We start from the raw sequence: 19,268 nt of genomic DNA, 5'->3' as shown, positions 1-19,268 counted from the left end.
AGGCGCGCAGCATTCGCGCGGGTGATCGACGCGGCGCCGGGCATCCGGTGTATGCGCTCAATCAGGCCTGCGTGCGGCGGGAATGCCGAGCTTGTTGCGCTTCTGATTGACAGCCCTTGTCGAGCGGCCAGTGAGCCGCGCCAATTCGGCATCGTCCAATACGCCGAGCAAGGCGAGATGCTCTGGTAGCCATGGGAAATGCGCGGGCATAGCAGAAGGAATGCCCAATTCCTGCCGCTTCTTTTGCACGGTCGAAAATGATATGCCGCCGATTCGCTCCGCCACCTGCGCGTCGGACACGGTCCCGAGCAGAGCAATCTCTTTCGCGGTCCACGTGCGAGTCAATTTTCGCTTGTGATGGTCGATGCTACCCGAGGGATCGTGCGGTTTGTCTGCGCTGGGCACGGTGCGTGCCGCGCACGGGGCATCAGTTTCGTAGTCGGTGCCCGATGAGGCGTGGTCGACCTGCGCGACGGGGAGTTTGAAGCGGTTCATCATTGCGACAATCCTGGGTTGGGATGCCAATGGCGCCTGGCATCATTGCGTTGTTTAAGCTCGTCTGGGCGCAGATAGTGGGGAGTTGTCCGGCGAATATCTTCTACAAGCTATGTTTAGCTCGCAACAAGAAAATTCCTAAATCCGGCGGGCGCCCTGATTCGCCGCGCATAAAGCCGCCAAAAGAATCCATCCCTTTGACCTTCCGCAAACGAAACGCGCTCCCGCGCGCATCGGCTAAAATTGCGCTACGCGCGATGCCGCCATCGCAGCCCGATCCATCCCCGCCGCGCCGCGCCCTCCGGGCGAACGCCGCGCCGCATCTGCCCCTCCGGGGGCGAGACCACGAATGACGAACACACCCACCGCCACGCCCTTCAGCGCGCTTGCGCTCGCGCCCGCCGCGCTCGAAAACCTCACGCGGCTCGGCTACGTCGAGATGACGCCCATTCAGGCCGCCAGCCTGCCAATCGCGCTCGCGGGCCACGACCTCATCGCCCAGGCCAAGACGGGCAGCGGCAAGACTGCCGCCTTCTCGCTCGCGCTGCTCGCGAAGCTCGATGCGCGCCGGCTCGACGTGCAGGCGATGATCCTCTGCCCCACCCGCGAGCTGGCCGATCAGGTCGCGCAGGAAATCCGCCGCCTCGCGCGCGCCGAAGAAAACATCAAGGTGCTCACGCTGTGCGGCGGCACGCCCATGAAGCCGCAGACGGCGAGCCTCGAACACGGCGCGCACATCATCGTCGGCACGCCGGGACGCATCATGGATCACCTCGAGCGCGGCATCCTCTCGCTCGACGCGCTCAACACGCTCGTGCTCGACGAAGCGGACCGCATGCTCGACATGGGTTTCTTCGACGATATCGCCAAGGTCGCGCGGCAATGCCCCAAGGAGCGCCAGACGCTGCTGTTCTCGGCCACCTACCCCGAGGGCATTGCGAAGCTGAGCCAGCAATTCCTTCGCAATCCCAAGGAAGTGAAGCTCGAAGAGCATCACGACAATAGCAAGATCCGCCAGCGCTTTTATGAAGTCGCCGACGACGAACGCCTGCACGCAGTGGGCATGCTGCTGAACCACTACCGGCCCGTGAGCACGATTGCGTTCTGCAACACCAAGCAGCAATGCCGCGATCTGCTCGACGTGCTGCGCGCGCAGGGTTTTCATGCGCTCGCGCTGCACGGTGAGCTCGATCAGCGCGAGCGCGACCAGGTGCTGATCCAGTTCGCGAACCGCAGTTGCTCCGTGCTCGTAGCGACCGACGTGGCCGCGCGCGGTCTGGACATTTCGCAACTCGAAGCCGTGATCAATGTCGATGTCACGCCCGACCCCGAGGTCTACGTGCACCGCATCGGCCGCACCGGACGCGCGGATCAGGACGGCTGGGCGCTGAGCCTTGCGAGCATGAACGAGATGGGCCGCGTGGGCGGCATCGAACAGGCGCTCAAGCGCGAAGTCGAATGGCAGCCGCTCGCGTCGCTTACGCCCGCCAGCGACGCGCCCTTGCTGCCGCCGATGGAAACCGTGCAGATTCTCGGCGGGCGTAAGGAGAAGATTCGTCCCGGCGACGTGCTGGGTGCGCTCACCGGCGAAGCGGGCTTTAGCGGCGCGCAGATCGGCAAGATCAACGTCACGGATTTTTCGACCTATGTGGCCGTGGAGCGCAGCATCGCGCGCAAGGCGGTGAGCAAGCTCAACGCCGGGAAGGTTAAGGGGAAGAAGGTGCGTGCGCGATTGATGGAGGAATAAGCGGGACGAATAAGCGGGAGAAGTCGGCGCGCCGCACGGAATCAGCGACACGCTCAGAGCGAACTCAAGCCCCGTTCGCCCGGTGACAATCGTCCGCGCCCCAGTAGGCGCGCACGCTCACGATCTTGCCTTGCGTATCGAACTCCATCACATCGGTCGCGTCGATATGCGCCGGGCCAGCCGGGCCCGCGATCAGCCGAAGACTTTCAAGTTGTCTACTGATCCGCCCCGGTCCGTTCTGGGAAAAACCGCTGGAATTGGTGAACATTCTGGACGTGGGCCTGCGCTCGGCCTACGTCGCAAGCTGGCACGCGGCACGCATGATGGCGGCGCAGCGCAACGGTCTGATCGCGTTCACCTCGTCGTAAATCCAGCCTCGTGCTCGTGGGTGCAATACTCGCGCGCAAGCGTCTGCATGACACAATGGTCGATCATCTGCGCGAGTTCATCGTCGAAGGGCAACTCGCGCCCGGCGTGACGCTGAATAAACGTACGCTCTGCGAGGTAGTGGGCATTTCGCGCACGCCGCTACGCCAAGCGCTCAAGGTGCTTGCCGCTGAAAGCCTCATCGAGATCTCGCCGAACCGGGGCGCAACCACAGAGCAATTGAGCGAAGCCGAGATACACGACATATTCGAACTCGCGAGCAGGCTCGAAGCGTTCGCGAGTTCGCATGCGAACGCATCAGCGAAACGGAGCTTGCGCAAGTCAAGACGCTGCATGCCGCCATGTAGCGGAGCCGTGCGCAGAACGACCTGTCCGGCTATTACGCGCGCAATCACGCAGTTCACGACCTCATCAATATCGCGGCGCGCAACGCGGCGCTGCGCCAGACCCACGCAAGTCAACACATAGTCAGATTTTTTCGCGCATTCGCACGACCGCATTGAATTCGCGTATCCGGGCGCTCCAACTGCTCCTTCGATGCCCACGCAATAGCGTGAACAGGCTAACCGACTTTGCCGCCTCCAAACTCTTAACAATAACAACACGCAATCCTCAATAAATAACGGTTTCTTGTCCTCACTCATTGACCTGATTTCCGCGCGTCTCCTAGACTCCGGTGCGAGCAAATTCGGCAGAACAATTCTTGCAACCGCAATCGTTCTCAAATATTTAGTTCTCGCGAATACTTTACTAAGGTATTTATATGCGATCCCGTTATTTATCGATAATCATGGCATGCGCACTCAGCGCTACGCTAATCCTGAATGGATGTGGAGGCAGCAGCGGTCCGTCGGTGCAGGGCAATGCGACCCCCGTACCAGGCACCGACGTCAATCCCGCACCCGACACTGGAGGAACCTCAACGACCACCAACACGCCGCCAGATGCCAACGATACGCCCACAAACGGCGGCAATACGCCCGCACCGGTGCGCCGCTTCGTTGGCGTCGCACCCGCCACGACCGACAGTCCCAAATATGCCATTTCCCCTGCTATTCAGTATCAACTCGGCGCAGTGGTGACCAGTCCGATCGACCAGGTCCAAAAATTCGACAGCAATGGCAACCCGGTCCTGGACAAGAACGGGCAACCGGTCTTCGTCAAACTCGGTGTCAACGTGATTCCCGTGCAGGGCTGGCTGCGCTATCCAGTAGCGGCCGCCTCGGCGAATGCGCAAAGCACCCGCTATCCGATCGTGGTGTTCCTGCATGGCCAGCACCGGGCCGACGAGCCGAGCTATCAGGGCTACGATTATCTCGCCACGGATCTGGCCCGGCAGGGCTATGTCGTTCTCTCGATCGACGCCAACTGGATTAACGGCATCGGCAGCGGCGACCCGTCGAGTGAGTCGCGCGCGCAGTTGATCCTCGGCACCCTCGACCGGATGCGCCAAATTGATGCGAACGGTGGTCCTGGCGTGCTGAGCGCATTGCGCGGCAAGCTCGACTTCGACCGCATCGGCATCATGGGCCATTCGCGCGGCGGCCAGGGCGTGTCTTATACCATCAAGTACAACTTGACCCGCAAGGGCGTGAGCGAACAGGCGTTCGTGCGCGCAATCGCGCGTAACCCGGAAAATTTCGCAAACTTCCCGGACCTCGTCGCGGCGGTGGGAGACGGCAAGGCTGCAAATCGCGCGGCGCTTGACGCCGCCATGACCAAGTACAACATCTTCTATGCCGCGGGCGGCGAGTCCACTCCACCGTACAACATTCGCGCCGGAATCATGCTCGCGCCCACCGACTTCAATTTGAACGTTGGCGTTAGCAATGTCCCGCTGGCCACCGTGGTTTCCGCATGCGACGGCGATGTCGCAAGCATGGACGGCGCTCACGCGTTCGACATCAACCGCTTTGGAACCCAATACGATAGCGCACCGCGCTACCAGGTTGTGGTGCAAGGAGCGAACCACAACTACTTCAACACCACGTGGGTACTCGATGACGTGGAGTCCATGAAGAGCGATCTGAACCCGAACTACGCTAAGTACTGCTCGTTCCGTTCTGGCGGCCCGCGCCTTTCGGCCAGCGATCAGCGCCGCAGCGGCGTGTTCCTGATCAATTCGTTCATGCGCTACTTTGTCGGCAGCGAAACGCAGTTTGCGGATTACTGGAACGGCATCAATCAGCTTCCCCCGGAAGCCTGCCCGGCCGGCTCCACGACCTGCGACGAACGGGCGTTGCTGACGATACAAAAGGATAGTTCGCAATCCCGACTTATTCAACGCTTCATGGATTCGGGATCGCTCGCGAGCAATGCGTTGGGTGGAGGCCTCGTGCTGGCCGGCTTCGACCAGATATCCGCCTGCTCGATCCCGTACGCTCCCACGCCCTGGTATACGCCGGCCTGCAACCCTGCATCGCCCAAGGAATTCACTATCCAGGACCATCTCACTTCGAACTCATATTTCGGAGGTGGCGGTTACGTCTCCATTGCGGATGCGGTTCGCCTGACGTGGTCGAGCTCGAATGCGAAAATCAGCACCGATCTGCGCGGCATGTCCGCGACGGCCTACGACTCGCTGACATTCCGGGTTGCAATCGTTCGCCCGATGGGGCAAGAAGTCGTCGTTACGATGACCGACTCCAAGGGCCAGTCGGCTAGCGTTAACGCGAGCGATTTTAGCGATGCGCTGTACCTCGCACCGAAGCCCAAGGGTGCCGGGCGCCCACTGGACGACGATCCGGAAGACGCCCAGTTCGCGAGCACGGGTGCGCCTACCCAATTGCTCAACATGGTGTCGATACCACTGGCCGCATTTACTGGAGTGGACAAAACGAGTCTCGCCAAGGTTGAATTCGCGCTTCCCAAGGCTTCGGGCATGATCGCATTCACGGACCTCGAGTTCCAGAACTTCGGCCGCGGGACACGATGAACTCGCTCATAGCGGATCAAATCCGCGCGCTCAGCTAAAGTCAATCTCCAGCGTCGGGTGCCTCCACCCGGCGCGCAATGCGGAGATGACCGGCACAATCCCCACGCAGGCAACTACGCTGAGTGGGGATTTTTTCGTGCGACGAAATGCGACGAAATGCGATGAAATGACTGGAAAATAATATCGCGGCATGGATGCGTATTGTTTGCCATCCTGAACAGATCCAGGCGTGCGCAATTCACGCACCGGGCTCCTGCCTTGGGTATCTGGCGTCGAAGCGAGCGACTGACCATGGATGAAGGACACGAGCACGGGAAATCCACAACGTCACGCCCGACCCCGAGGTCTACGTGCACCGCATCGGCCGCACTGGAAGCGCGGATCAGGACGGCTGGGCGCTGAGCCTCGCGAGCATGAACTAGATGGGCCGCGTGGGCGGCATCGAACAGGCGCTCAAGCGCGAAGTCGAATGGCAGCCGCTCGCGTCGCTTACGCCCGCCAGCGACGCGCCCTTGCTGCCGCCGATGGAAACCGTGCAGATTCTCGGCGGGCGCAAGGAGAAGATCCGTCCCGGCGACGTGCTGGGCGCGCTCACCGGCGAAGCGGGCTTCAGCGGCGCGCAGATCGGCAAGATCAACGTTACGGATTTTTCGACCTACGTGGCCGTGGAGCGCAGCATCGCGCGCAAGGCGGTGAGCAAGCTCACGCAGGCGGATGTAGCACAGCGCGTCGGCTTGGGTCAGAACCGCATATCGCACCTCGAAAGGAACCCGGATGAGCTCAGCTTCAAGCAGTTGCTCAGCTGGTGTTCGGCCATCGGGCTTGAGTTGCGCCTCGGGGAACGGGACGCGGACGAGTCGAAAAATGTCTTGGAGTGGTGAGCATGGGCCGCCGCTCGCACAGCCAAACCCTTTCCCTTTGGGCCAACGGCGTTTTCGTCGGGCGCTGGACCATCAATGCCAATGGGGAATCCGAGCTGCAGTACGACACGGCTTGGCGCGCATCAGCGCGTGGGCGCCCAATATCCCTGTCGCTGCCATTCAACCTCCACAACGAGCCGCTGAAGGGAGACCGTGTTTCCTACTACTTCGATGGTCTGCTGCCGGATAGCGAGACTATTCGAAAGCGGGTAGCGGCGCGGTTCAAGACGGGTTCCATCGAAGCATTCGACCTCCTGGCCGCCATTGGTCGCGACTGCGTAGGGGCCTTACAGCTTTTGCCGGACGAGGCTGTACCGGAAAGGACGGACAAGGTCGAGGATATCGTCGTTGACGAAGAGGCGATCGAGAAGCACCTGCTCGAAGTCGTCAGTCCGGACCGTTTCCCGGCGGCAAGGGACCCCGATGACGACTTCCGCATCTCGCTGGCCGGCGCGCAAGAGAAGGACGCCTTTCTGTGGTGGGACGGGCAATGGATGAAGCCGCGCGGCACGGCGCCTACGACGCACATCTTCAAGCTGCCTATCGGCATGGTGGGCGGGCGCAAGGCCGACTTCACCACCTCGGTCGACAACGAATGGCTGTGCCTGCGGCTGCTCAAGGAGTACGGGCTGCCCACGGCAGAGGCGCGCATTGAGACGTTTGGCTCACAACGGGTGCTCGTCGTCGAGCGTTTCGACCGGGTCCTCTCGCGCAGTGGAAACCAGCTGTTTCGACTCATCCAGGAATACTTCTGCCAGGCAACCGGCACATCACCCCTGGTCAAGTACGAGAATGAGGGTGGCCCGGGCCTCCAGAAGATGTTCACGCTTTTGCAGCAATCGCAGCAGGCGGCAGAGGACATGCGCACGCTCATGGCTTCGCAAATCATTTTCTGGATGATGCGGGCACCGGACGGTCATGCCAAGAACTTCAGTATCCAGTTGCTTGCCGGTGACGCAGGACGCTTCAAGCTGACCCCGATCTATGACGTGATGTCCGCCTACCCGATCATCGGCGAGGGGCCGAGTCAGTGGGCAGACCAGGAAATCAAACTGGCGATGGCCTTGCTCGAAAAGAATAAGCACTACCAGGTTCATAAAATCGAGCGGCGGCATTTCAACACCACGGCCAGGAAGGTCGGCTATGGCGACAATGCGGAGCCCCTCCTGCAGGAGATTATCGCCCGCACCCCCGAGGTCGTAGAGAAAGTCCGCGCCGAACTGCCCGCAGGGTTCTCCGAGCGGGTGGCGGAAAAGGTATTGGGTGGCGTACTGGCGGCGGCGCGCGTGCTGGAGAGCATGCCCGCAAGCTAGAACAAATCAGACCGCAGCGCGGCATCGCAGCCGCCATCGGCGAACCTGCGCCGGATTGCGGTTGTTGGGGGCCAACTCGATACGCGCCCATCGCCGTGTTTCCGTGAAGGCCAGCTTTGAACGATCAATGCTCCGCCGACTGACGCGCCATCGCCAGGATGTCACGCTCGCCGATCGTGCGGATGACCTTTTCCTCGGCCGCGAGATCGAGCGAACGGCTGAGCACGTAATACGTTGCCCCCGCAACGATAAGACCGACGAGCCAGGCCAGATCGATGCCGCTCATCTGATGCGCGAAGTAGCCCACGAAGATCTCCTTGCCCGACTCGTTGTCGACGATGGAGAAGAACGGGATCATCGCCGCGAAGCCCACCAGGTACGCTGCAATCCCGCGCGCCTGCCACGCGCCGTAAATGCCGTTCGGCGTGAAGAAGTGCGTGATCGCGTAGCGGCCCTTGCGCACGAAGAAATAGTCGACCAGATTCACGGCGGTCCAGGGCACGAGGAAATACAGCATCAGCACGAGGAACGTGTTGAGCAGCGCCACGCCATTGCCCGGGATCGAGAGCGTGCACACGAGCACGATCGCGCTGATCGCGAGCACCGCGCCAACGCGCGCGCGGCGCGTCGGCTGGATCTTGCGGAACGAGTCCACGCCGGTCAGGAGCGTCAGCATCGCGCTATAGGTGTTAAGCGCGATGATGGGCAGGAAGCCCGCCACCGACACCACCACGAGAATCGCGCCGCAGCCCGGGAACAGCTTCGCGCCCACCTGGTTGAGCGCGACGAGCGCATCCGTGGCCTGCAGTTGCTGGGCAAGCCAAGCGCCAAGACCAATCATCCACGCGCCCGAGAGCGACGCGCCCAGAAAAATCGCCGAGATCAGCTTCGCACGGCTCGTGTGCTTCGGCAGATAGCGCGAGTAATCGGACACATAAGGCGCATACGAGATGTTGTAGCTCGCGCCAATGGCGAACTGGGTGATGAACGCCACCCAGTTGAAGCCAGCATGCGCGCCGGCGGCGCTCACCGCGCTTGCTGCGCTAGCCGCGCCTGCGCCGCCCTTGCCCACGCCGAACAGCAGCGCAAGCGTGACGAGCGCATAGAGCGGCAGCGTCGCGATCAGCGCCCACTTGAACGCCTTGTGCATGACGTCGTGCCCAAAGACCGCGAGCAGCCCGCCCGCAACCGCCGCAACGACCGCCACCAGCGCCGGGCTCAACCCGAACACTTCTTTCAGCCCGCTCATGATCAGCGAGACATTGACCACGTTAAAGCCCACGAACACGAAAAGCGTCGCGAGCAGCGCGAGCGCCACGCCGCGATAGCCGAACTGCGCGCGCGACTGGATCATCTGCGGCAGGCCCATTTCCGGCCCCTGCGAGCCGTGAAACGCCATGAAGATGGTGCCGAACATGATGCCGAGCGCGCCGCCAAGCGTGGTCCAACCCGCCGACAGCCCCATGCTCGGGCCCACGAAACCGATCGAGATCGTGAAGAAGTGAAAGTTGCCAAGGAACCAGAACGGCCCCTGGCTACTGAGTTTCGCGTGACGTTCGCTTTCGGGAATGTAATCGATCGAATGGCTTTCGATTTCGATGCCATCGGCCCCTGCCGCCGCAATGCCGGCGTGCTCGTGTGGTGTCATACAACAAGTCTCCTGATGATTCTGCTCTTCTGCTGCTTCGCTGCTTCGCCCCTGGCGCCCGCTCACGCGCGGCGCTTCACGCCCGGCAGCACGCAAAGCATTTCGAACGCGAGGTTCGCACCCAGCAGCGCCGTGGTGCCGAACGGGTCGTACGGCGGCGCGACTTCCACGAGGTCAGCGCCCACGATGTCGATGCCCCAGGTGCCGCGAATGATTTCGAGCGCTTGCGGAACGGTCAGGCCCGCGATTTCGGGCGTGCCGGTGCCGGGCGCATAGGCCGGGTCGATGCCGTCGATATCGAAGCTCAGGTACACCGGGCCACCCTGCACGCGCGCGCGCACTTCTTCCATCAGCGGTTCGAGCGACTGGTTCCAGCACTCCTCGGCCTGCACGACGCGGAAGCCCTGCTGACGGCACCAGTCGAAGTCCTCGGCCTCGTAGCCCGTGCCGCGCAGACCGATCTGAACGACCCGGTTGCAATCGAGCAGCCCTTCTTCGACGGCGCGGCGAAACGGCGTGCCGTGGGCGATCTTCTCGCCGAACATCGTGTCGTTCACGTCGGCGTGCGCATCGACGTGAATCAGACCCACGGGGCCATGCTTGCGATGGATCGCGCGCAGGATCGGCAGCGTGATGGTGTGGTCGCCGCCGAGCGTGACCGGCCGGCAATCGTGTTCGAGAATCGCGTCGTACGCGTGTTCGATACGCGTGATCGAATCGGCGAGGTTATAGGGATTGATTGCCACGTCGCCGATGTCGGCCACTTGCAGCGAGTCGAACGGCGCCGCGCGCGTCGCCATGTTGTAGGGGCGCAGCAGCACCGATTCGGTGCGGACCTGGCGCGGGCCGAAGCGCGCGCCCGTGCGGTTCGAGGTGCCCAGATCGAACGGCACGCCCACGAAGCAGGCGTCGAGACTCTTGGCGTTCTCGACCTGGGGCAGGCGCATCATCGTCGCGATACCGCCGCAGCGCGGCATGACGTTGCCCCCGAGGGGTTGGAAATATTGTTCAGACATATCTGCGCTCCACGTTCTCATTGGCTCTTCCGTATCATGCGAATCGGCTACAGGCGCAGTTTCAAGCATCCGTCAAGCAAAGATAAATAACGATTCCACACTGTTCACATTGATAAACTGCTATGTATCGATGAAACCCTCGGAGACGCCATGCTCGGCAACCTGACCGACCTCGACCTGCGCCTGCTGCGCGTTTTTGTGGCCGTGGTGGAGGCCGGCGGCGTGAGCGTCGCGCAAACGACGCTCAACGTGAGCCAGCCCACCATCAGCGCGCAGCTCTCGACGCTCGAGACGCGCCTCGGCTACCGGCTGTGTGAGCGCGGCCGCAGTGGCTTCCGGCTGACCGAAAAGGGCGAGCGCATGTACGAGCTGGCCATCACACTGCTCGCCGCCGCCGAGGAATTCGCGCTCAAGGCGCGGCACCTCGACCGCAAGCTGGTCGGCACGCTGGCGATCGGCCTGATCGGCCACGCGCCGATTGGCGAGAACGCGCGCATCAGCGAGGCCATCGCCTCGTTCAAGCAGCGCGACGAAGCGGTCCGCTTTTCGATCTCCGTGAAATCGCCAGGCGAGCTTGAAGAGCAATTGCTCAATGGCGACATTCAGGTCGCCGTGGGCTATTTCTGGCATCGCGTGCCCACGCTCGAATACACGCCGCTCTTTATCGAGCGGCAGATCGCCTATTGCGGGCGCGGTCATCCGCTATTCGAACGCGCAGGCAAGCTCTCCCCGGCCGAAGCCGCCCATCACGAATGGGTCTGGCGCACTTACCCGACGCCGGAGGCGCAGCATTCGACGAGCGCGAGCAAGGTCACCGCGCAGGCCGACAACATGGAAGCCGTGTCGCTGCTGATTCTCTCGGGTCACCATCTGGGCTACCTGCCGCAGCAATTCGCTGCCCCGCTCGTGCGCAGCGGGCGGCTCGCGGCGCTCAATCCCGCGAAGCTCGCCTACGAGGTGACGTTTCATATGGTCACCCAGAAGCGCAGCAGTCACGATCCCATCGTGCAAGCCTTCCTCGAAGATTTGAGGAACGCGCACCCGCGCGAGCCGATCGTCGAATCGTGAATTCGCGGAAACGCAGCAACGGCTGAATGTTGCAAAAATTCGTCGCGCTGTGAATTGTGCTGGTACGCCCTGTTGCGTGATAACGCTTATGCGTAACCGTGCCGTAATGTTATCGAATCAGTCTCAGCCACGCGCTCGATTGCGCAGCGGGTACGCTTGAAAAGGCCCGCAGCAAGTCCTGCAAAGCGCGCCGGCGAACGTTGCAGTTGCACGCAAACATCTCCGTACAAGATTTGTCAGCTAATCGAATATCGATGAAATACGCGCCGCGTTCAATAGAAAGCCTCCGCCGAAAACGTGATCGTTACTATAAAAAAGATTTAATTTCCCTCCGTCTCCCTCGTCCGTAGAGTCGCCTCTCGGTAATCGTCAGTAACTCGCGGTAATACAGATGGACGCCGGCCCACCGGCGCGCTTCTCGTCACATTCATTCGCAGTACAAATAAATAGCAGACTCGGAGACAACCGCATGAAACCGTTCAATCGCCTACTTGTAGGTGAGGGCCTTCTTTTGCTTGCCGGTTTGACGATCGATGGCGGCAGCGCCAGCGCCCAGGCACTGCCCGACTCGCAGGCGCAGGAAATTCAGACGCTTCGCCAGGAGGTCGCTGCCTTGAGCAAGCGCCTCGACCAGTTGACCGCAAATCAGCCCAAACCCGGCGCGCAGAATCTCAAGACCTCCTCGGCTCAAAGCGTCAGCGCCTCGCAGATGCCCGCATCGGCCGGCGTTGTTTATGCGCAGGCACCCGGCGCAACGTCGGGGGCGCCCGCCGACTCGGGCGGGTCGAGCTGGAGCAACGGCATGCCTGAGGGCGTCAAGAAAGTCCTGGCCGCGCTCGGCAACATGGAGTTCTACGGCGACTTGAATCTCTCCGTCGACTACGCGACCAAAGGTCTGCAAAGCTCCTACCTGCGCCCCGATGGAACCCGCGTCTATCCGCTCGGAAACATGAGTTGGCAACCCGATATTTCGTCGAATCTTTCGTACCTCGGCGTGCGCGGCAAGCACACCTTCGGCTCGCCCCAGTTCGCCTTCGTCTACCAGTTGGAAACGCAGATCGATGTGTCCGCAACTGCCGGCACGGCGAACTCGAATTCCGCTCAGGATTCGACGGTCAAGGGCGCGCTCACGTCGAGAAACAGCTTCGTCGGGTTGACCGGGCAGTCCTGGGGCGCGTTGAAGATCGGCAAGACCGATGCTCCCTACAAGACTTCAACGCAGCGCATGAACCCGTTCTCCGGCACGCCCGGCGATTATGCGAGCATCATGGGCAATACGGGCGGCGACAATCGCGTGGAATTCGGCACGCGTCTAGATCATGCGATCTGGTATGAATCGCCGAATTTCCATGGCTTCACGTTCAATGCGCTCGTTTCGCCGGGCCAGAATCGCGGCTATGAAAACTCAACCCAAGCCGCCGGCGAATCCGATTGCACGGGCGGCAACATCCCCGGCAGCGGCGGCGGCCCGGTGGCCTGTAACGACGGCAGCTACGGCACGGCGTACAGCGCGAACCTCGCTTACACACAGGGCCCGCTTTATTTGACGGCAGCGTATGAACTGCACCGCAACGTGAACCGCTCGGGCGATGTCACCAACACGCCGGCGGCGGCGGCCTCCGCGGACGGCACCGATCCCAACGACGTCGGCAACGAATGGGCGCTCAATACACGTTCTCGACCGGCACCACGGTCAGCGGCATCTACGAATGGATGCGGCGCCAGATTCCCAATTATCTCGAGTCGCAGAACGAACGTAGCCGCAACGGCTACTGGCTCTCGCTGACCCAGGTGATCACGCCGGCGGACATTGCGAGCATTGGCTGGGCGCACGCAGGCGGCACGCCGGGCGACCCTGGCCAGCACAACACGGCGCCGGCCGATCCGAACGCCATCGGCATTTCCAATCCGCCGAATGCCGCGAACATGTTCGCGTTTCTCTACCGGCACGTGTTCGACAAGAACCTCTCGGTCTACTTTAACTACGCGTACATGATCAATCAGGCGAACGCGCACTATGCGCTCGGCGCAGGCGGCCGCAGCGTCACCTACGATTGCCACGACGGCAGTTCCATCTCGCAAGGCGCGCCGTATTGCTATGCGGGCGGACACCCGATGGCGGTCTCCGTGGGCGTGAACTACAAGTTCTAACCTCACATGCGGCAAGCGCCGGCCCATTGCGCCGGCGCTTGCCGTTTTCCACACGCTGCAGTCGACGTGCGAGAGCGGCCCACGCCCAGGCTATGGCGGGTACAAACGCAAGATGGGCGTGTTACCTGAGCCAACGCGCCGCCAGGGGATCATCAAGCATGAGTTGCAACTTCTTCGGCGCGCCACACATATTAAGCAACGCTTCGATCTGCTCTAAAGCGGACAGAAAATTGCCTTGCTTGGCAAGCGAACGGGCCATCACTGTATGAGCCCATAAGTACGGTTGTCTTGGGATGATCTCCTCAAGGAGATCGATAAATAGCAAGATATCGGCGTGCAGGGGCTCTCGCCCATCCGGAAGAACATGTAGGTGAAGAACTCTGCTGCGAAGGGTCGCAACTAGTACGAGACAATCGCCGTTCTCCATTGGTCCGCGAAAGCCGTTCATTGCAAGATTTCCAGGAATCCGACCGTACTGTTATTCAAAAACGCCCCATAACAATAGTACAGTTCCCGCTGGGACAAGGCTGTCCGGAAGGTTCCGGTTCCGGACAAGGACAGTCGCCAGGAAGTATCAAGACGGCCGATGCTGCGATCCCGGCGACGTCGTGGGCGTTTGGCTCGAACACGGCAGCAGCGCGTGGGCGTGATTCGCGCGCTGGCCACCGACCCGCCCGTGCTGCTCATGGACGAGCCGTTTGGCGCGGTCGATCCGATCAACCGCGAAACCAGCTCGTGCAATACGATCACTCCGACACGCTGCTCGCACGCCCGCGCGACGAATTCGTCGCGCAGTTCGTGGGCCAGGACAGCACGCTCAAGCGCCTGTTGCTCGTGAAGGCCGGCGATGCCGCCACGCACCCCGAAACGGCCCGCATGGACACGCCGCTCGCGCACGCCTTCGCGGTCATGGACGAAACCGATTGCCGCTACCTGACCGTGCTCGACAATGCGGGCCATGCGCTCGGCTACGTAACGCGGCGCGCGGCGGCGACGGCGCATGCGGCGAGCGCGTGACGCCGTTCCCGGCCAGCGTCTCGGTGGACGACAACCTGCGCATCGTGCTCTCGAAGGCACTGCCGCACTCGACCACGTCGCCTTGCTGCTGATTTCCTCAGATGAAACCATGCCATTCGCTTCGCTGCGCATCGACCGTGTGGCGGGGCGTTCATTCGCATCGGAAGCGGAAGCGTTGATGGGGGGCTACGGCGTGGGCTGCAGCATCGTCGACAAACTCGTCGACGACGCCGAGTGGACGATGGTGAACATCGCCAACGGCGCACTTTAATTTGGATACCTGAAATACTACCGCGCCATGGCGTTCACCGCGGCGAATGCGTTTTGATCGTGTCGAGCGTTGCACGCCGTTCGATCCAGCGCACCGCGAACACCGTTGCAACCGTGATCCCGACCACGCCCAGGCGAAACTCCGGCGTCGCAAACGACATCTCCGGCACGCGCAGCACCACGATCGCAACGAACACGGCAGCTTGAATAAACATCGTCACCAGTGCGATGACAAACAAATCTGCACGCAATTGCGCAAAAAACGTTGCAGACGTCGGCGGCTTCATGGCAAGACTCACTCCAGAGCGCAGGGGCTTTACGATGTTAGCGACGCCTGGCTGAAGAGAAGCTTAAGCGCATGACGGACTCACAATGTACGAGCGACCTTCATGCCGCAATGAAAGCCGCTTGTCAGCGCAACGTTCTCAACCTGCAAGAAACCGCTGTGCGAGCCGGACCCATGCCGCCGCGCCAAGCGGCAACACCTGGTCGTTGAAGTCGTAGCCGGGGTTGTGCACCATGCAGCCGCCGAATTCGCCCTCGCCGTTGCCGAGCAGCACGTAGCAGCCCGGCACCGCGTTGAGCATCCACGCAAAATCCTCGCTGCCGTTCAGGCCCTTGGGCGCCTGCACGACGACATTGTCTTCACCCACCAGTTCCGTGCAAACCTGTTGCGCAAGCAACGTTTCATCGGGCGTATTGACCATTGGCGGCGTGAGTTGCCGGTAGTCGATCTGCGCGTGCACGCCGTGCGCCTGCGCCGTGGCCGCCACGATCTCGCGCACGCGCTGCTCCACCAGTTCGCGCGTTTCGGGACGCGCTGCGCGCACGTTAATGCCCAGCGTCACGGTTTCCGGTATCACGTTGTGAGTCGCGCCGCCCTTGATGAAGCCCACCGAGACCACAGCAGTGTCGTCGGGCGCGACGTTGCGCGCAACAATCGTTTGCAGCGCCGTGATCAGCGCAGCAGCCGCCACGACTGGATCTTTCACTCGGTGCGGCATCGCCCCATGACCGCCCACGCCTTTGAGCGTGACGTCGGCCACATCGGACGAAAGGCTCACCGGACCCGGGAGCACGCGGAACGTACCGGCCGGCACGCCCGGCATGTTGTGCAGCGCGTAAACCGCATCGCACGGAAAGCGCTCGAACAATCCGTCGTCGATCATCGCCTTCGCGCCGCACAGGTTTTCTTCATCGGGCTGGAAGATGAGATTGAGCGTGCCGTTGAAGTCGCGCCGCTGCGCAAGCGTTTTGGCCGCCGCGAGCAGGATGGCCGTGTGCCCGTCGTGGCCGCATGCATGCATCTTGCCCACGTTCTGGCTCGCATAGGGCAGCCCTGTATTCTCGACGATGGGCAGCGCATCCATGTCGGCGCGAATGCCCAGGCGCCGCTTGCCGTCGCCCACTTTTAATTGCCCCACCACCCCGCTGCGTCCGATGCCCGTGTGGACCTCGTAGCCCCACTTTTCGAGCAGCATCGCCACAAGCTTCGCCGTCGCGCCCACCTCGAAACCAAGTTCGGGCTGCGAATGAATCTGCCGGCGAATATCAACGAACGTTTCCGCATCGATTTCGATCTCGGGCAGCAGCGTCGGCAACAATTGAAACGGCGTGAGCGTGGGTTCGCGCTTCATGAGAATGGGGTCCTTGTGGTGTTCCAGTGGTTCCAGCAAATCAATCGACGCGGCGCTCGCGAATGCTCCAGACCGCGAGCAGCGTGACGAGCCCGCAGGCAACCATGTAGAGCGCCGGCGCAAGCGGGTTGCCGGTCTTCGCGATGAGCCAGGTGACGACGAACTGCGAACTGCCGCCGAACACCGTCACGCCCACGCTGTAGATCACCGAGAGCCCGCTCGCGCGCACTCCGGCCGGCAGCATTTCCATGAGCACGAGCAGCATGGGCGTCGAGCCGAGATTCGCGGCCGCCGTCAGCAGCACCGAAAGCGCCAGCACGAGCGGCACGCTGGGAAAGCGCGTCATAAGCCAGAACGCGGGCACCACCGCGATCAGGTTGAAGGCGATCGCGCCCATAACGAGCGGCTTGCGGCGCGCGAGACGGTCGGCGAGCCGTCCCGAGACGAGCGAGGCGACGAGCATCGTGATGCCCGTAGCGCAGCCCGAGAGCAGCGAAAGCGATGGCGGCATTTTCAACACGCGAATCATGTAGGTGGGCATGAAGAACACCACGAGATACATGCCGACCGTGCCCGCCGTGACCGAGAGAATGCCCTGAAGCACCTTGCCGCCGTGCTCGCGCATGAGTGTGCCGAGCGGGCTGGGGGCATCGGGCGCGGCCTCGTGCGTCTCGTCGAGCTTCGCGCGGATATAGAGGCCCACCGGCGCGATCGCGAGGCCGATGAGAAACGGCACGCGCCAGCCCCAGCTTTCGAGCGCATGGCGTGTAAGCGTTGCGTAAAGCACGGCGCCCGTGAATGCGCCAAGCAGTGCCGAGATACCCTGGCTGCCCAACTGCCAACTCACGCGAAAACCGCGCTGCCCCACCGAGCCAGATTCCATCAGCATCGACGTGGCCGCGCCAACCTCGCCGCCAAGCGAAAAGCCTTGCAACAACCGTCCCGCGAGCAACACGAGCGAACCGTACACACCCGCTTGTGCGTAAGTGGGTGCCAACGCGATGCACAAGGTGCCCGCCACCATAAGCGCGATGGTGAGCGTCATGGCCGCCTTGCGTCCGCGCCGGTCGGCATAGCTGCCGATCACGAGGCCGCCGAGCGGACGCATCACGAAGCCAATGCCGAAGGTGGCCACCGCGAGCAGCAGCGAGCCAAACGGACTCTCCGACGGGAAGAAGAGCCGGCCAATCAGGAGCGCGAAGAAGCTGTAGACCGTGAAGTCGTAAATTTCGAGCGCATTGCCGATCGAGCATGCGGCAATGAGGCGGAACTGGCTCTGGCGCACTGGCGCGTGAGCGGGAGCGGCGGCACTCGCGATAGCGAGCGTGGCGTCATTCATGGCGGATCTCCGCAGGCGGGGTTGAACGTCGCGTTCGTGGCATTCGTCGTGCGCCGCGAGCGGAAGCCGGCAAGCGCGCATCGATATTCAGGCAAGGTTCACTTTTGAAAAAAGTGAGAAATTTTCATCGTGATAACCAGATAGAATCACCGTCATAACTATCGGTCAGCGGACATCGGGACAAATACCGACGCTCGCGTGCATCCCGCCCCCGGGTGCGAAGCGCTGGAGACAATCATCGGATGAAACTGCACCAATTGCGCGTGCTGCTCGCGCTCGCGCAGCACGGCAGCATGCACGAGGCATCGCGCAGCCTGCACGTCTCGCAACCCGCGCTTTCCAAGGCGATTGCCGAACTGGAACGCGAATTGGGCGTAACGCTCATTTCGCGCTCGGTGCGCGGGGTGAGCCTGACGAATTACGGGCGCGCGCTGGTCAAGCGCGCGAGCGTGGTCGAGCATGAATTGCGTCACGCGCTCGAAGACATCGAATCGATGCGAGGCCATGCCGAGGCGCAACTCAATATCGGTTTCTCGGCGGTCGCTTCGAGCGGGCCTTTGCCGGAGGCCATCGCCGCTTTTCGCGCGCGTTTTCCCGCAGTGGCTATTCGCGCCTACGAGATGCGCCCACAGCAGATTCTCGAAGGCTTGCGCGAAGGTCATCTCGATCTGGCGCTCATCTCCACGAACAGCGGCCCCGGCACCAGCGCGTTTCAATGGGAGCCGCTTTTTTCGGTCGGTATGCTGGTGGCTGCGCGGCCCGGGCATCCGCTCGCGCGCGCGACGCGCATCCGTTCGCTAGTCGATGCGCAGTGGCTCACGCTCGACCCGCTCGACGACCCGGGCAGCCCGCTCGCGAGCCTGATGCGCCTGCACCGGCTGGAGATGCCCCGCAATGTCGTGCAGAGCAGCTCGAACCTGCTCGGTCTGCAACTGGCCACATGCACGGACCTCATCAGCGTATGGTCCGACTTCGTGTTTTACGGCCGTTCGGGCCCGCTCGTGCTGAACCCCGATGCGCTCAAGCCCCTGCCGATTCGCGACGAACTGCCCGACTATCACGTGTTCATGGTGTACCGCTCGCCCGATCTGATGACGCAGACCTGCCTGGAATTCAGCAAGGAAGTGCGCCATCGCGGGCGCAAGATGGTGTCGCCGCGGGTGGCGGCACAAGCGGCACAGGCGGCGAATGCAAGGCAAACGGCAGCGCGAACGCGCAAAGGCGCAGACACGGCGAAGTGAACCACGTGCTCGACTCATCGTGTTTCGTTTCGCGGCCGCCTCATTTCCACAACTCTTGAAATATAGAAATATAGCGTGTACGCT

Annotated in this window: 16 protein-coding genes and 4 pseudogenes; 12 read left to right on the top strand and 8 right to left on the bottom strand. The window is 62.2% G+C overall.

Annotated elements, in window-relative coordinates:
• Window positions 1-57 precede the first annotated feature (57 nt).
• Window positions 58-498, bottom strand: a complete 441-nt coding sequence (locus NH14_RS19475) for a hypothetical protein (protein WP_052147923.1) — start codon at window positions 496-498, stop codon at window positions 58-60.
• A 346-nt stretch (window positions 499-844) separates the two neighbouring features.
• On the opposite strand from NH14_RS19475, the gene dbpA reads away from it, so the two are divergent.
• Window positions 845-2,242 (top strand): ATP-dependent RNA helicase DbpA, encoded by a 1,398-nt coding sequence (dbpA, locus tag NH14_RS19470; RefSeq protein WP_035524572.1) that lies wholly within the window; start codon window positions 845-847, stop codon window positions 2,240-2,242.
• Window positions 2,243-2,306: 64 nt separating this feature from the next.
• Here dbpA and NH14_RS19465 read toward each other — a convergent pair whose 3' ends face one another.
• Window positions 2,307-2,510, bottom strand: coding sequence for a nuclear transport factor 2 family protein (locus NH14_RS19465; protein WP_162531583.1), 204 nt, complete (start codon window positions 2,508-2,510; stop codon window positions 2,307-2,309).
• Between NH14_RS19465 and NH14_RS19460 the strand changes: the two are divergent.
• The 5 genes and pseudogenes from NH14_RS19460 to NH14_RS19440 all read left to right on the top strand — a co-directional run.
• A pseudogene (locus tag NH14_RS19460) lies at window positions 2,461-2,607 on the top strand (SDR family NAD(P)-dependent oxidoreductase); the annotation flags it as partial. The gene NH14_RS19465 and the pseudogene NH14_RS19460 sit on opposite strands and share 50 nt — an antisense overlap.
• Window positions 2,608-2,620: 13 nt before the next feature.
• Window positions 2,621-3,087 (top strand): annotated as a pseudogene (locus tag NH14_RS19455) (GntR family transcriptional regulator); the annotation flags it as partial.
• A gap of 395 nt (window positions 3,088-3,482) precedes the next feature.
• Window positions 3,483-5,564 (top strand): alpha/beta hydrolase family protein, encoded by a 2,082-nt coding sequence (locus NH14_RS19450; protein WP_152617104.1) that lies wholly within the window; start codon window positions 3,483-3,485, stop codon window positions 5,562-5,564.
• Window positions 5,565-5,887: 323 nt separating this feature from the next.
• Window positions 5,888-6,445: pseudogene (locus tag NH14_RS19445) on the top strand (DbpA RNA binding domain-containing protein); the annotation flags it as partial.
• A 2-nt stretch (window positions 6,446-6,447) separates the two neighbouring features.
• On the top strand, window positions 6,448-7,797 hold the full coding sequence (locus NH14_RS19440; RefSeq protein ID WP_035524564.1) for a type II toxin-antitoxin system HipA family toxin: 1,350 nt from the start codon (window positions 6,448-6,450) through the stop codon (window positions 7,795-7,797).
• Window positions 7,798-7,921: 124 nt separating this feature from the next.
• Here NH14_RS19440 and NH14_RS19435 read toward each other — a convergent pair whose 3' ends face one another.
• Window positions 7,922-9,445: a purine-cytosine permease family protein gene (locus NH14_RS19435; RefSeq protein WP_035524562.1), complete on the bottom strand. Its 1,524-nt coding sequence runs from the start codon at window positions 9,443-9,445 to the stop codon at window positions 7,922-7,924.
• 62 nt (window positions 9,446-9,507) lie between these two features.
• A complete protein-coding gene (gene speB / locus NH14_RS19430) occupies window positions 9,508-10,461 on the bottom strand; it encodes an agmatinase (RefSeq protein WP_035524559.1) in 954 nt (317 codons plus the stop codon).
• Window positions 10,462-10,611: 150 nt separating this feature from the next.
• Here speB and NH14_RS19425 point away from each other — a divergent pair, with 150 nt between their 5' ends.
• The 3 genes from NH14_RS19425 to NH14_RS33575 all read left to right on the top strand — a co-directional run bounded on the left by NH14_RS19425 (window position 10,612) and on the right by NH14_RS33575 (window position 13,680).
• On the top strand, window positions 10,612-11,529 hold the full coding sequence (locus NH14_RS19425) for a LysR family transcriptional regulator (protein ID WP_035524557.1): 918 nt from the start codon (window positions 10,612-10,614) through the stop codon (window positions 11,527-11,529).
• Between the two features lie 469 nt (window positions 11,530-11,998).
• The gene (locus NH14_RS19420) at window positions 11,999-13,315 is read left to right on the top strand and encodes a porin (protein ID WP_237179696.1); all 1,317 of its coding nucleotides are present in this window, start codon (window positions 11,999-12,001) and stop codon (window positions 13,313-13,315) included.
• Complete coding sequence (locus NH14_RS33575) at window positions 13,243-13,680, top strand: hypothetical protein (RefSeq protein ID WP_035524553.1); 438 nt, start codon at window positions 13,243-13,245, stop codon at window positions 13,678-13,680. Before NH14_RS19420 ends, NH14_RS33575 begins: the two co-directional genes overlap by 73 nt.
• A gap of 121 nt (window positions 13,681-13,801) precedes the next feature.
• On the opposite strand, the gene NH14_RS19415 is transcribed toward NH14_RS33575, so the two are convergent.
• A complete protein-coding gene (locus NH14_RS19415) occupies window positions 13,802-14,128 on the bottom strand; it encodes a hypothetical protein (RefSeq protein WP_152617103.1) in 327 nt (108 codons plus the stop codon).
• 69 nt (window positions 14,129-14,197) lie between these two features.
• Here NH14_RS19415 and NH14_RS33890 point away from each other — a divergent pair.
• Together NH14_RS33890 and NH14_RS19405 are read left to right on the top strand one after the other, a co-directional pair.
• Window positions 14,198-14,774 (top strand): annotated as a pseudogene (locus NH14_RS33890) (CBS domain-containing protein); the annotation flags it as partial.
• Between the two features lie 32 nt (window positions 14,775-14,806).
• Window positions 14,807-14,968 carry a hypothetical protein gene (locus NH14_RS19405; protein ID WP_161790832.1) on the top strand — a complete coding sequence of 54 codons (162 nt, stop codon included), beginning with the start codon at window positions 14,807-14,809 and terminating at the stop codon, window positions 14,966-14,968.
• A 34-nt stretch (window positions 14,969-15,002) separates the two neighbouring features.
• Here NH14_RS19405 and NH14_RS19400 read toward each other — a convergent pair whose 3' ends face one another.
• The 3 genes from NH14_RS19400 to NH14_RS19390 form a co-directional block, all read right to left on the bottom strand.
• Window positions 15,003-15,254: a hypothetical protein gene (locus tag NH14_RS19400; RefSeq protein ID WP_035524544.1), complete on the bottom strand. Its 252-nt coding sequence runs from the start codon at window positions 15,252-15,254 to the stop codon at window positions 15,003-15,005.
• 138 nt (window positions 15,255-15,392) lie between these two features.
• Window positions 15,393-16,604, bottom strand: a complete 1,212-nt coding sequence (locus NH14_RS19395; RefSeq protein ID WP_035524542.1) for a M20 aminoacylase family protein — start codon at window positions 16,602-16,604, stop codon at window positions 15,393-15,395.
• A gap of 40 nt (window positions 16,605-16,644) precedes the next feature.
• Window positions 16,645-17,943: an MFS transporter gene (locus NH14_RS19390; protein WP_035524539.1), complete on the bottom strand. Its 1,299-nt coding sequence runs from the start codon at window positions 17,941-17,943 to the stop codon at window positions 16,645-16,647.
• Between the two features lie 242 nt (window positions 17,944-18,185).
• On the opposite strand from NH14_RS19390, the gene NH14_RS19385 reads away from it, so the two are divergent.
• Window positions 18,186-19,184, top strand: a complete 999-nt coding sequence (locus NH14_RS19385; RefSeq protein WP_052147919.1) for a LysR family transcriptional regulator — start codon at window positions 18,186-18,188, stop codon at window positions 19,182-19,184.
• Window positions 19,185-19,268 lie beyond the last annotated feature (84 nt).

This window comes from Paraburkholderia sacchari (assembly GCF_000785435.2).
Classification (GTDB): domain Bacteria; phylum Pseudomonadota; class Gammaproteobacteria; order Burkholderiales; family Burkholderiaceae; genus Paraburkholderia; species Paraburkholderia sacchari.
This window is presented reverse-complemented; position numbering and strand designations above follow the sequence as displayed.

Bases quoted from the DNA above. Each gene is read 5' to 3' on its own strand.
- NH14_RS19440 (WP_035524564.1), top strand. From the start codon at position 6,448: ATGGGCCGCCGCTCGCACAGCCAAACCCTTTCCCTTTGGGCCAACGGC.
- NH14_RS19420 (WP_237179696.1), top strand. From the start codon at position 11,999: ATGAAACCGTTCAATCGCCTACTTGTAGGTGAGGGCCTTCTTTTGCTT.
- dbpA (WP_035524572.1), top strand. From the start codon at position 845: ATGACGAACACACCCACCGCCACGCCCTTCAGCGCGCTTGCGCTCGCG.
- NH14_RS19395 (WP_035524542.1), bottom strand. From the start codon at position 16,604: ATGAAGCGCGAACCCACGCTCACGCCGTTTCAATTGTTGCCGACGCTG.
- NH14_RS19385 (WP_052147919.1), top strand. From the start codon at position 18,186: ATGAAACTGCACCAATTGCGCGTGCTGCTCGCGCTCGCGCAGCACGGC.
- NH14_RS33575 (WP_035524553.1), top strand. From the start codon at position 13,243: ATGCGGCGCCAGATTCCCAATTATCTCGAGTCGCAGAACGAACGTAGC.
- NH14_RS19405 (WP_161790832.1), top strand. From the start codon at position 14,807: ATGCCATTCGCTTCGCTGCGCATCGACCGTGTGGCGGGGCGTTCATTC.
- NH14_RS19415 (WP_152617103.1), bottom strand. From the start codon at position 14,128: ATGAACGGCTTTCGCGGACCAATGGAGAACGGCGATTGTCTCGTACTA.
- NH14_RS19400 (WP_035524544.1), bottom strand. From the start codon at position 15,254: ATGAAGCCGCCGACGTCTGCAACGTTTTTTGCGCAATTGCGTGCAGAT.
- NH14_RS19390 (WP_035524539.1), bottom strand. From the start codon at position 17,943: ATGAATGACGCCACGCTCGCTATCGCGAGTGCCGCCGCTCCCGCTCAC.
- NH14_RS19465 (WP_162531583.1), bottom strand. From the start codon at position 2,510: ATGTTCACCAATTCCAGCGGTTTTTCCCAGAACGGACCGGGGCGGATC.
- NH14_RS19425 (WP_035524557.1), top strand. From the start codon at position 10,612: ATGCTCGGCAACCTGACCGACCTCGACCTGCGCCTGCTGCGCGTTTTT.
- NH14_RS19475 (WP_052147923.1), bottom strand. From the start codon at position 498: ATGATGAACCGCTTCAAACTCCCCGTCGCGCAGGTCGACCACGCCTCA.
- NH14_RS19435 (WP_035524562.1), bottom strand. From the start codon at position 9,445: ATGACACCACACGAGCACGCCGGCATTGCGGCGGCAGGGGCCGATGGC.
- speB (WP_035524559.1), bottom strand. From the start codon at position 10,461: ATGTCTGAACAATATTTCCAACCCCTCGGGGGCAACGTCATGCCGCGC.